We start from the raw sequence: 11,606 nt of genomic DNA, 5'->3' as shown, positions 1-11,606 counted from the left end.
CGATCCAAGGGGCAATCACCTATGTTCAAGCGACCTTCCGTCCACTACGGGCGCATGCCCCAGCCGGTCACGCCATATCAAAAGGCAGCGCAGGTTTGGGATGACCGCATCGGATCGGCTCGCGTCCAGGCCAAGAACTGGCGCTTGATGGCGTTCGGCTGCTTGATGTTGTCCGCCGGCCTTGCCGGTGGGCTCGTTTGGCAATCGAGCAAGGGATCGATCACGCCCTGGATCGTCGAAGTCGACCGGCTGGGTCAGGCCCAAAGGATCGCGCCAGCCAACATCGACTATCAACCCACCGATGCCCAGATCGCCTACCACCTGGCGCGCTTTATCGAGGATGTCAGAGGCCTGCCGGCCGACGGCATCGTCCTGCGCCAGAACTGGCTTCGAGCCTATGAATTTACAACCGATCGCGGGGCCGCCGCGCTCAACGACTTCGCGCGCAACAACGATCCGTTTGCCAGGCTCGGCAAGGCGCAGATCTCCGTCGACGTCTCTAGCGTCATACGCGCGTCTCCAGACAGCTTTCGCGTCGCGTGGACCCAGCGAACCTACGACAACGGCTCGCTGAGTTCGACCGAGCGCTGGACTGCGATTCTGACCGTCGTGATCGAGACCCCGCGGGATGCCGAGCGCCTGCGTAAGAATCCTCTCGGCGTCTACGTCCGCGCCATCAACTGGTCAAAGGAGTTGAGTCAGTGACCAAGACAAAGTTTGACGTTGATTCGAAGCATCACATCGCAGAATCCTGGCTCAATTCGGCTTGGCCAGGGTTCGTGAGCTCGAAGCGTGCATTTCTATCTGCTCTGATGCTTAGTTCGTCGGCGCTCGGTGGGTGCGCGACCTACATACCGCCGGAGATCAGCTATGACGCGGAAGTGCCTGCGTTGCCGACGCCTCCAATGCCTCTCGACGAAAGAGCGCGACCGCTCCACGTTCCACCGCTCTGGAAGCCGGCTCTTGGCGGCAAGTGGGGAGGGAAGGAAGACGCTGAACCCGTGAGCCGGGTTGAGACCGCAAACAGCGCGGCCCGCGTCGAACCTCGCAGGCGCGGGTATTTCAACGCAGCCCAAATCTACGCCTACAGTCCCGGAGCGCTCTATCAGATTTACGCTGCACCCGGGCAGATCACGGACATCGCGCTGGAGGAAGGGGAGCAGCTGACAGGGGCAGGGCCCATCGCGGCGGGAGATACCGTACGCTGGGTCGTGGGCGATACCGAGAGCGGGAGCGGTGACACGCGACGCGTCCACATCCTCGTCAAGCCGACCCGCGCATCGATCGAGACCAATCTTGTCGTCAATACCGATCGGCGCACCTATCTGATCGAGCTTCGCTCCCGCGAGCGTCCGTACATGCCATCCGTTGCCTGGTACTATCCGGAAACAGCGCGCGAACGATCCCGTTCAGTCGCTCTGAAACCGGTTCTCCCCGATCCGGCGCAACGCATCTCTCGCTATGCCATCGAAGGGGACAGCCCTGCCTGGCGGCCGGTTGCCGCATATGACGATGGCCGCAAGGTCTATGTTGAATTCCCGCAAGGCATCGTGCAAGGGGAGATGCCCCCGCTCTTTGTCATCGGCCCAGACGGCAAGACCGAGCTCGTCAACTATCGTGCCTACGGCAACGTATTAATCGTCGATCGGCTGTTTGCAGCCGCGGAACTTCGGCTCGGCGGCGAACATCAGCAGAAGGTCAGGATTTTCAGGACCGACGGGAGGCCGTCGTCATGAACACGCGGAGGGAAGACGATCACGAGGTAACAGTGCCGCCGGAGACACAAGAGGAACAGTCCAAAAGCTTCCGCTTGAGAGCGGAGAATCCACGGGTAACGGGGTTGTCGCGTAAAGTCCTGGCCGGAGGGAGCGCGGTAGCCCTCCTCGTCATCAGTGGAGCGGTGATGTGGTCGCTGCAGAACAAGCAATCCCGAGAACAGGTGACCGATGAGCTTTACAGCACCGACCATCACAATGTTGCCGACGGCATCACGACGCTGCCGAAGGATTACGCTGGCGTTCCGCGCCAGCCGATTCCGCAGCTTGGTCCACCGCTGCCCGGGGACCTCGGCCGACCGATCCTTGCTGCTCAAGGTCAATTACCGACGACCGGCGCTGATCATGACCAGCAGCGCCGTGATCAAGAGACCGAAGCAGCCCGCATCAGCCAGTTGTTCGCTTCTGCCAATGGACGAGGAGTGCGTCCGTCCGGCACCGCGCCTCTCGGAAGCGAGCGCGGCGTGCCGCCAAACGCCACGAGCAGTGGCGACGATGGATCTGCGCAGAATGGCCAGGACCGCAAGCTTGCCTTCGTCAATGCGTCCGTGGACCGTCGCACGGTCAGTCCTGACCGTGTCATGAGGCCAGCTTCACCATATATCGTGCAGGCCGGGACCGTCATTCCGGGAGCCCTGATCACCGGGATACGATCGGATCTGCCAGGCCAGATTACGGCCCAAGTCACCGAGAATGTGTTTGACACGCCGACGGGCCGGTTTCTGCTTGTGCCTCAGGGAGCACGTCTGATCGGGATCTACGATAGTCAGGTCTCGTTTGGTCAATCCCGCGTACTGCTCGTCTGGACGCGCCTGATGATGCCGAATGGGCGCTCCATTGTCCTCGAGCGGCAGCCTGGCACTGACACCGCCGGATATGCAGGTCTCGAAGATCAGGTCGACAATCACTGGGGCGAGTTGTTCAAGGCTGCGGCACTATCGACGTTTCTGGCGGTCGGGACCGAATTGGGTGCCGGCTCGGACACCAATAGCAACGATAGCGCAATCATCCAGGCGTTGCGGCACGGCGCCTCGGACTCACTGAATCAGACCGGACAACAGGTAGTTCGGCGGAGCCTCAACATTCAGCCGACTCTGACCGTGCGACCTGGTTTCCCGATTCGCGTTATTGTCAATCATGATCTCATACTTACGCCCTATAGAGCGTGACAACATGCCAAAACTCAAAATAGGCGAGCTTCCAGACGACAAGCCGGTCAAAGTGAGTGCGGAGCTGCCTGCGGCTGTGTATCGTGATCTCACTGCATATGCAGAAGCGCTTACGCGTCAGGGTGGTCAAGTAGTCGATCCGACCAAGCTCATCGCTCTCATGTTGGCGCGATTTATGGCCACGGATAGAGGATTTTCAAAACTGAAGCGTGAAGGCCACGTACCGCCCGCTGGCGAAGGACGGTGATGGTCAAAGGTATCTTGAAACTGCTAGTCAAAGCTAAATGGTTGCGTCGCATCAGCCTAGGCCTCGCCGAGCTGGCGCTAAGAGCTGAGATATCATGTCGGAGGTGTGTGCCCGCGTCTGCCCGATACAGTTCCGCTTGTTGCGTTTTTTGGTTTTCAGACGCGAGAGCGCTGTGGAGGGCGAGTTACACTGCTCCGGCCATCTACGCTGACAGGCACGTCACCCTCAATCGTGGCTCGACGTACGACGCGATGCTGGTCCCCGTAATCGTTGACAGCGTAATGCTGCGTTGCCCGGTTATCCCATATTGCAACATCGCCTTCTAACCACTTCCAGCGCACAGTGTTTTCGGGCGCGGTGATGTGCGATTGAAAAAGATCGAACAGCTTTTGACCGTCGTATTTGGGGACCCCAACAAAGTGCTTCACCAAGGCGCCAAGCACTAGCGTGCGCTCGCCTGTTTCAGGGTGCACGCGTACAACGGGATGCTCGGTTTCAAAAATCGTTCTGGTGAACACCTCGTCAAAGTGCTTCTTGTCGACCTCGCGGACACGAGCGATCCCGGCATAATCGAAAACATTGCTGTGAACGGCCCATAGGCGCTCGGCAAGCTGTTGTAGCGGTGGCGGCAGATCAAGATAAGCGGCAGCTGTGTTCGACCAGACGGTGTCGCCACCGAAGGATGGCATCACAACGGCCCGCAGAACCAAAATCTTGGGATAGGCGTCGGCGAAAGTCCCGTCTGCATGCCAAACGTCGGCGCGACCGCCCCCGCGAGCGGAGTCCAATTCGAGGAGCGACGTCGTACCCTTGGTGGCACCGAGCATCGGATGCGGGACTAACTTTCCGAGACGAGCGGCAAAGCGCTCCTGCTCGGCGTCATTGAGATGTCCTTGATTGCGGAAAAAGATCACCTTGTGCTCGATCAACAAGCTGTTTATCGCAGCGATGGCGTGATCCGGTAGATCGCCTGATAGCTTCACATGTTTGATTTCGGCGCCGATGCGCCCTGCACGTTTCACCACATTCGTGCGTGGAATGAAGTCACCGATCAACCCCGTTGCGCTCATATTGCGTCTTTAAGTCCTTGGATTGTCTTTCGTGCTTCTGAGAGCAAATGATCTTCAGCAAGCATCATGCCAAGCGAAAGGCAGCCATGTACCACCAATGGGCACTGAACCGGAACTGAGCCGATGGTTGGACCGAGTGACGAAAGAGCTCGCTCGCCGGCCTCACCCTTCTATGTCGTGACGACGAAGCGGATAGCAGGAGTGCGCCAACCCGGCAAATCTTCAATTTTCGTCAATCAATGGCGTTGAAAAAAGAAATGCTTCTGTAGGATCGATTTATCTAAGCAATGGCCAGGCCAAGCGGCGCTGGCTACCACATGCCGAATGGGCTCTCGACAGTCTCAAGCTTGCTAAGCGCTGTGATGTACCTGACACGAGATTCTGCCTCTGTCAGAAAACGGACAAGTGTCTACAGCGCGGTAAGCCCCGAGTTGACTGTGCGGCTCGTAAATCTGGTGAAGTAATTGATGACCTGAGTTAATCTCGACTAATGCCGCTGGAGCATCTGAGAGCTGCAGATCTACCAAAGATGGTCGGCCGTACTGCTGCAAAAAGTCGGATATACTGTCGCCCTCAACGGAGGGGATCCGTGCGCTACAGTATTAGGTGTCATCGATCGGGTTTTAGCCGCAAGCATTTTTCGGTTCAAAGGTTGAGTGCAAGAGATGCCCTATGTAAGGCGGAGTGTCTTGAAAAATCGGGGATAGACATAGACTATATTGATACTCCCTCGGTCGGACGTGTCGACCTGCGCACGCTTCGGAAGCTGGCTGAGAAGGAGGGCGGTTTCGAGCAAGAAATTTCCAGCCGATGATGCCGATCATCCTGCTTTTAGGTGAACACTCAAACATTAGAGCTCGCACCTACGTAGCCTGGTCACTTCAAAGCCAGCGCCCCTATTTGTTGCGATACTGGTGCGCGAGCTGCCTTAAATCCTACCAGAGCAGCGTCGTCCGCAGGTCAGGATCGTTCGAAATGAGAAGATGCTGCGCTTTTCAGGTACTAAAAGACCGTTTCACAGTCTTGGTCGGGCCCGTATTACAGCAGGATGCATGCACGGCGAAGCAGCTTGGTTTGCAATGCAGGCGCTTGTTGTTGAGCAACGAGCTACGGCAGCTTTCCGGGCCGGCAGCCTCAAAGCCGAGATCTTACTCGTCATAGCGAAGGACATGCAGATTGCTGACTGACGCGCACGTGAGGTGCGGTGTGGTTTTAGTCCGGCGCAAACGATCCACACTGGCTCGGACGTGCTTCCAGTTTCGCGATCCCACTGTCCTAGGCATACACTAATAGGGGGGACGAAGGAGAGTAGCCGCATGGTGCTCGCGGCAAGAAGTACATCTCCGAACTCTGCCGTCGACAAGGCATTGCGACCTCGATGTATTGCGGCTCGTCCACGGAGTTCCTCGTTGGCGGCAAACGCCGCCTTAGGAGCGACACGGTCCGACCTGCGACCTCCAGCGAGTTGAAGTAACTCCGCCGGGAGGCTGCTGTCTTGAAGAAGGTGGTCGCCGATCTGAAGCTGGAGAATTGCGTGCTGAGAGGAGCATGAACGAGGATGGGACGACAAGGCATAAGGTATCGGGCCTCCGCGCAGGCCGCGATCTTCCAGTTGGTCGAGCAATCGCGCCTCCAAGCGCTGGACACGCTGGGGATCCCACGGGCCACGATTGTCGCCGGCTTGGTCGTCAATGCGAGGGGAAAACCGCTGGTAGATCACCGGTCATGAAGCGGGTTGGGAATCTCATCAACGATGATGTGGGAGGCCGGATTTATCCATCTGGTGCTGGACCGACCGGAGCTGTCGGCGCGCAGGTTCGCCGTGCGGTTCGCCGACGAACGGAGTGACTTTGTATCCGAGGCGTGGGCCTATAGGCTCGATCACCAACTCGGCCTAGCGGTGATCCAGGTCCGCGAGCGAGTTCAAGGACAAGGCGATGCCTGTCTCACCAGCTCTGGCAGACCGAATTCACTATGGGGTCGTTTATCTCTCGACCGTGCCTGAGGACTCCTAGCGCTACGTCGCGTCTGAGGCATGGTTCCACCATGTGCGATTCTGAGTCAGTGCCACCCTCGACCAAGCATTAGCCGCACCTGCCTTGATCACATCGCCATCGCGCACCGGCCAAGTCTTCTCAGCGACGATGGCTCGAGCTACGTGGCAGACGGTCCGTTCAAATGGCTCGACGACTGCATACAGAACGTGCGCGGCGCTCCGTACCATCCTGAGAGCCAGGGAAAGATCGAGCGCTGGGATTCGACGCTGAAGAACGGGATTCTGCTTGAAAGGTATTAACTACCCGGTGATCTCAGAGGTGAAGTACGGTGTCGTCACTCACTACAATCACGTGCGCTGTGACGTGAGCATCGGCAAGCTCACACCAGCCAACGCCTGCGTCGACAGAGCCAAGGCGATCCTCGTAGAAGGAAAACGCATCAAGCGCGACGCCATCGCAAACCGCCGCTTACAGCGCAACGGTGCGCTTACCCTCTAACCATAGTGAGCCAGAGCCTGCCCTTTCAAGAGCACTGAGCAGTCTCAAATCATCTTGCGACGGATTGTCAGCTTTTGAATAATGTCGACCGCTTGACCCTGCAGCCGAACCGCTTTGATATCGACGGCAACGCAGGCGCGACTCGGCGCCTTAACTCAAGAGAAACTCGACGCTGTCCCTGCCGCGCCCGCGCTGCCGGTGAAGTTAGCCGAGACGTGACTCGGCGCTTGTGCTGGTCCGAAACGCGCTGTCCCTACCACGCCCCGACTAACTTCAGTTGCCAACCTTGCCATAACAAGGCTAGCGACCTCGCCTTCAAGGAGTGTCCAATCTCGCAGGGGCTGCGAAATTGTAACGGAAAGGCCGGTCATGGGACGCCTCCCAGGATTGGTGGCTGGACTTTACAGCTTAATGGCCGCACGAAATGGGAACATGACACCTAGACGACCGGGTCGCTCCAAATGCCGGAAAACCACGCCGCCTAGATCACGTCGTGAGCCAGTATCCCGATAACTCGCTGTGCGGGAGGTAGGTGGCAAGGTCGAGGAACGTCGAAGCTGTGAGCGTGTACAAGCCGATCGAGCCGAATTCAGGGCCGACCGCCTTCGAAGCGGTGGATAACGATGAGGCGTAGGGACAGACGTTCAGGGCGACTCGGCTGAGTGTCGGGCGGACCTCTTAGTAGTCGTGCTTTGTGATCCCCGCGCAGCCCTTCTGGTGCGACAGTGGTATCTGCGGCCCACGCAACCCGGACCAGGTTTTCAGGGGATTCTCAAGGAAACTCAGATGGTCTGGAAAGCAAGTGTAATCCCTTCGGGAATTTAGCGAGTGGACCTGCTAGTCCCATGCAGCGTGTTCCGCACCGAAGTGCTGCACGATGGATGACGAGTCCCAAACCGAAACTTTCCGCACAATGATACAGCTCCAGATCGAAGTCGTTGGGGCGGCTCTTTGTGACGGCAACGGCGCCGTCGAAGCCGCGCGCCCTCTGGAGTGGCTTACACGTGAACTGGTGCAGGAAGAGGTGAGCCTCCAATGAGGCCGAGCTTGGAGAGGTGCTGCATCCCGGTCCCTAGAGCGGTCACTTGTTTGTTGTAGCTGAGGCGGCCTTTTCGCCGGAGCGGGCGTTCTCCGAGATCATTCTGCGATAACGCGTGCTCCTACCGCCTCCGACCCACAGTTTCTGCTGCGAGTCGGCGCGGCTGTCGAAGCTTTTGCGAAAGGGGATGCCGGCGACGGGACAGGTCTCACGTCATTCGAGGTGATCGACACGGCACGGGAGAAGTCAAGTTGTCGGACCGCCAGGCGATCACGCACCCGCCGGCGACACGGGTTCAGTCGTCGCTTTGCATAGCCCGGCCTTCTGGTTCATCTTCGCACCCTCTGTCTAGCATGAAATAGAAATCTTGCACAAAGTCCCTGGCCAACTCGTCTCGAGCAGTTGGCGCCGACGTCATCTGCCGCCGGCCATCCTACGCTGCCCTGGGCCTCGGGGCTCGATAAGCCAGCGCTCCACTGATTGGCCGCAAGCCCTTGATCGCCGATCACAACCGCTAATCAATTCGAGCAAGTCCGGGCGTGATCGAAGCCGAGAAATCGGTGGTCTTGCGCTATTCAGCGCGGGCCTGAGCTGCTGCGGGCTTAACGGACACCGGGTTCAGTTGAACCCAGCTTGCGCTCGATCTCAACCGGGCTGACATAAGCGTGGTCGAGTCCCTGCGGTCGTGTCGTAAAGACCTTTAAGTAGAACACAGTCGGAGCGAGCTTCGTCTCTCGTTCTTCAGATCTTACCGCCCGTCCCTTCGGTATTGAGAAGCGGCTCTCTATCGCGGCATTGTCCCACACGTCCTGGGCCGGCTCATGCTGAAAACGATTCCATGGTCGGCCATCAGGCCTGGAGCTGCTTGCTCGTGTGCTGTCGCATCCGTCGGGTACTCTCGTGATAATGGATAGTACCTGGGCGACACCGCTCTACTTTTATGCAGCCACGAAATATCTCGCCGGTTATCCCGACGCCTTCCTCGGAACCGCGTTAGCAAATGAGACGCCAGCGTTGCGGGCGAGTGCTCATCAGTCCGAAGAGTCGCAAGGTATTTATTTGGCTTGCGGGGACTATAACCCGCGCGATCCCCAAACAGCATTGGGAAAGCGGCATTAAGCTGGCTCAACGCTTGCGTAAAACTCCGGTGTCGACCGCCTTTAGGTTGGGCAGCGTCGCCGAGCAGGGCATTTAATCGGCCTGCAATCTCAATCGCTACTCCATCCCGTATGTCTGATAACGGAACGCAGTCATCGTATCGACAAGGTCTCTGCTGGCCCGTGCGGCCTCTGCGTCTCCGGCTGAAATACATTTCCCCAGCGCTCCGCCAAGCCAGTCGAGTGGCTCCTCGTATGGTTTCAGAATGCCCGCATATAGCGCGATTTCCTTAGGAATGTGCGGCTCGCTCTGACTCCTCACAAATCTGCTTTCGCTCGGCACCTATGGCGGTCATCTTGGCCTGAGAATTGATGGATCGCCGTGTTCTTTTGCTATCGCGTCCACTAGTCGTTCGATTTCGCGGTTCGGTTGCACTCGATGCTGCTCGAAGGCGCTGCCGCTTTGCGTATGATGTAGCTGCCTTGCCGCCCCTCCTTCGACGAGATGTCGCGCTCGAACCTGAAGATCCGTATGTAGCCTTTACCGTGCAGTTGGATCAGCGCGAAAGTCGGGCAGCTCGATGGCGTGCGCTGCCGGTGCGGGGGCATCCGGCAATAGCTTGCAGCGCGGGCGGATTTCTGCGAGCCACAGCGCGTTAAACTTGAAATTGGTAAGAGCGGGCCGTCGTCAAGCAAGAGCGCGGGCATCGTGCCCCTGGGACTGGTCTTGAGGTACTCGCGCCCAAGATACTCGCCCGAGGGAAGGTTGATGGTCCAGACCTCGAACGGCAGCTCCAGTGTTTCTACAGGATATGAATGCCGGTCGACCAGGAACCCGGCGTCATGTAGAATTTCTGTGCTATGCCGCTCGGTAAACAAGAATCGTGCTCTGGGCGAAGCGCCGCCATCCGAGGGTTCTCGGCAATTATCCGGCCGCCGTTGTCACTTCGGGGAGGCGACCCTCACGGGGAATTGCGGTTGAGCCGCCGGAGCGTGGGCGTACGGTGCGGGTATGATTGATTGGAGCCACTATGGCTAACGCGCTCATGCTTCGACAGGTGAAACTTCCAGAGCGACGAAACAGCAATCGCGCCGCACAATATGTCCGGATGTCAACCGACTACCAGCGATATTCGATTGAAAATCAGGCCGCTGCAATTGCTGCATACGCGCAGGCTCACAGCCTGGCGATTGTTCGGACCTATAAGGATGAAGGTGAAAGTGGGCTTCGAATCAAGAACCGAGCTGGCCTGATCCGGCTACTCGAAGACGTCAGTTCTGGGCAAGCCGACTTTGAGCATGTCTTGGTGTATGACGTAAGCCGATGGGGACGATTTCAAGATACGGACGAAAGCGCTCATTACGAGTTCATTTGCAAACAAGCAGGCATCAAGGTTATTTATTGCGCCGAACAGTTCGACAATGACTGCAGCTTGCTGTCTAGCATTGTGAAGAACGTCAAGAGGGTGATGGCCGCAGAGTACAGTCGCGAACTTTCAGTCAAGGTACATGCGGGTCAATCGCGATTTGCGAGCCTCGGCTTTTTGTCCGGCGGGCGCGTTGGATACGCCCTCCGGCGGGAGTTGGTCGATCCAAGCCAGAAATCGAAAGGAGTGCTAGGAGATGGTGAACGCAAATACCTGACAACGGATCACGTTAGGGTGACGCCGGGACCGGCTGAAGAAGCGGCCGTCGTAAGGTGGATCTTCCAGCGATTCCTGGATTGCAAATCAGAAACTGCGATCGCTCGCGAACTCAATTACCGGGCTGTGCCTAGTCCCACCAGCAAGGAGTGGGATCGCGCGATGATAGGTCGGCTACTCCGAAACGAGCAGTACATCGGAAATCTCATCTACAACCGCCGATCATGCAAGTTGAAGGCCAAGTCAGTGTACAATTCACCTGATCGCTGGGTCAGGAGGGAAGGGTGTATCGAACCGATCATTGAGCCTGATATTTTCCGGCGCGTGAAAAAGCTCATGGCGGAGCGGCGAGTGCATCTCAGTGAAAATGAGATGTTGACACGTTTGCGGCGAACTCTAATGAAAGAGGGAAAGCTCAGTCCGAAAATCATAAATAGAACTATCGGCCTTCCCTGCACACGCACGTACGTGCAGCACTTCGGCAGCCTCCGTAATGTCTATAGGTTGATTGGGTATACCTCGAAACAAGGTTGCGGTTATTTAGACACTCGCGAGGTTTGGGCAGAATTGATAGAACGGCTCGCCTCCCGGCTTTCTGCTCAGATCGAGAAAGGGGGTGGGCAAGTAGAGATGAACAGAGTTGCCCAAACCGTCGTTGTAAATGGGAAGGTCGGTGTCGCCCTCCGGATAGCCCGATGCCAGCGCAAGATGAGGGAAAGCCACTCGTCGGTTTGGACAATTCGAGCTCTACAGAAATTGCTGCCCGGATGGATCATCGTGATCAGGCTAACTGAGACCAATAAAGAAGTGCTTGACTATCTACTGCTACCAACCTCGGAAAAATTCGGCAGGTTTGAGAGATTCACTGAAAGACATCGCATACGACGTAAGGCTCACCGTTTTGAAACGTTCGACGCCCTGACCAGATCGCTTGTGAGGCGCCTGATCATGGCAAACCGTTCCTCCCGAGCCAAGACAGCACAGTCGAGATGACGGCAAAGACTCAGCCGCAGCAAAGTTTGTGACGGCAACAGGGCCGTCGAAGCCGCGCGCCGTCTGAAGTGGCTTACA

General features: G+C 57.6%; 9 protein-coding genes. 7 read left to right on the top strand and 2 right to left on the bottom strand.

The features are described from left to right. Positions 1–21: 21 nt before the first annotated feature. From trbF to HZZ16_RS20540, 4 genes are read left to right on the top strand one after another with little or no spacing between them, the layout of a single operon-like run. Positions 22–705, top strand: coding sequence for a conjugal transfer protein TrbF (gene trbF / locus HZZ16_RS20555; RefSeq protein WP_197951079.1), 684 nt, complete (start codon positions 22–24; stop codon positions 703–705). Next, complete coding sequence (gene trbG / locus HZZ16_RS20550) at positions 702–1,736, top strand: P-type conjugative transfer protein TrbG (protein WP_376707576.1); 1,035 nt, start codon at positions 702–704, stop codon at positions 1,734–1,736. Before trbF ends, trbG begins: the two co-directional genes overlap by 4 nt. Further along, positions 1,733–2,944 carry a TraB/TrbI/VirB10 family type IV secretion system protein gene (locus HZZ16_RS20545; RefSeq protein ID WP_197951077.1) on the top strand — a complete coding sequence of 404 codons (1,212 nt, stop codon included), beginning with the start codon at positions 1,733–1,735 and terminating at the stop codon, positions 2,942–2,944. Before trbG ends, HZZ16_RS20545 begins: the two co-directional genes overlap by 4 nt. A 4-nt stretch (positions 2,945–2,948) precedes the next feature. Further along, positions 2,949–3,191: a DUF2274 domain-containing protein gene (locus HZZ16_RS20540; protein ID WP_197951075.1), complete on the top strand. Its 243-nt coding sequence runs from the start codon at positions 2,949–2,951 to the stop codon at positions 3,189–3,191. A 155-nt stretch (positions 3,192–3,346) separates the two neighbouring features. Here HZZ16_RS20540 and HZZ16_RS20535 read toward each other — a convergent pair whose 3' ends face one another. Continuing rightward, entirely contained in the window at positions 3,347–4,261 is a 915-nt protein-coding gene (locus tag HZZ16_RS20535) for a TauD/TfdA dioxygenase family protein (protein WP_197951073.1), read from the bottom strand. Positions 4,262–5,244: 983 nt separating this feature from the next. Between HZZ16_RS20535 and HZZ16_RS20530 the strand changes: the two genes are divergently transcribed. Both HZZ16_RS20530 and HZZ16_RS20525 read left to right on the top strand, forming a co-directional pair. Next, positions 5,245–5,448, top strand: coding sequence for a hypothetical protein (locus tag HZZ16_RS20530; RefSeq protein WP_197951071.1), 204 nt, complete (start codon positions 5,245–5,247; stop codon positions 5,446–5,448). A gap of 1,095 nt (positions 5,449–6,543) precedes the next feature. Then, positions 6,544–6,756 carry a hypothetical protein gene (locus HZZ16_RS20525; protein WP_197951069.1) on the top strand — a complete coding sequence of 71 codons (213 nt, stop codon included), beginning with the start codon at positions 6,544–6,546 and terminating at the stop codon, positions 6,754–6,756. A 2,541-nt stretch (positions 6,757–9,297) separates the two neighbouring features. Here HZZ16_RS20525 and HZZ16_RS20520 read toward each other — a convergent pair. Next, positions 9,298–9,771, bottom strand: coding sequence for a thioredoxin domain-containing protein (locus HZZ16_RS20520; protein ID WP_197951067.1), 474 nt, complete (start codon positions 9,769–9,771; stop codon positions 9,298–9,300). A 152-nt stretch (positions 9,772–9,923) separates the two neighbouring features. On the opposite strand from HZZ16_RS20520, the gene HZZ16_RS20515 reads away from it, so the two are divergent. Continuing rightward, positions 9,924–11,528: a recombinase family protein gene (locus tag HZZ16_RS20515; RefSeq protein WP_197951065.1), complete on the top strand. Its 1,605-nt coding sequence runs from the start codon at positions 9,924–9,926 to the stop codon at positions 11,526–11,528. The last annotated feature ends 78 nt before the right edge of the window (positions 11,529–11,606 follow it).

Origin of the sequence: Bradyrhizobium glycinis (assembly GCF_016031655.1) — a bacterium.
Lineage (GTDB): Bacteria > Pseudomonadota > Alphaproteobacteria > Rhizobiales > Xanthobacteraceae > Bradyrhizobium > Bradyrhizobium glycinis.
The sequence above is the reverse complement of the archived record's forward strand: the minus strand, read 5'-3'. Positions and strand labels throughout refer to the sequence as shown.

What these genes read in the sequence shown, in the direction of transcription:
- trbF (WP_197951079.1), top strand. Translation starts at nt 22, where the DNA reads ATGTTCAAGCGACCTTCCGTCCACTACGGGCGCATGCCCCAGCCGGTC.
- HZZ16_RS20540 (WP_197951075.1), top strand. Translation starts at nt 2,949, where the DNA reads ATGCCAAAACTCAAAATAGGCGAGCTTCCAGACGACAAGCCGGTCAAA.
- HZZ16_RS20530 (WP_197951071.1), top strand. Translation starts at nt 5,245, where the DNA reads ATGCTGCGCTTTTCAGGTACTAAAAGACCGTTTCACAGTCTTGGTCGG.
- HZZ16_RS20545 (WP_197951077.1), top strand. Translation starts at nt 1,733, where the DNA reads ATGAACACGCGGAGGGAAGACGATCACGAGGTAACAGTGCCGCCGGAG.
- HZZ16_RS20535 (WP_197951073.1), bottom strand. Translation starts at nt 4,261, where the DNA reads ATGAGCGCAACGGGGTTGATCGGTGACTTCATTCCACGCACGAATGTG.
- HZZ16_RS20515 (WP_197951065.1), top strand. Translation starts at nt 9,924, where the DNA reads ATGGCTAACGCGCTCATGCTTCGACAGGTGAAACTTCCAGAGCGACGA.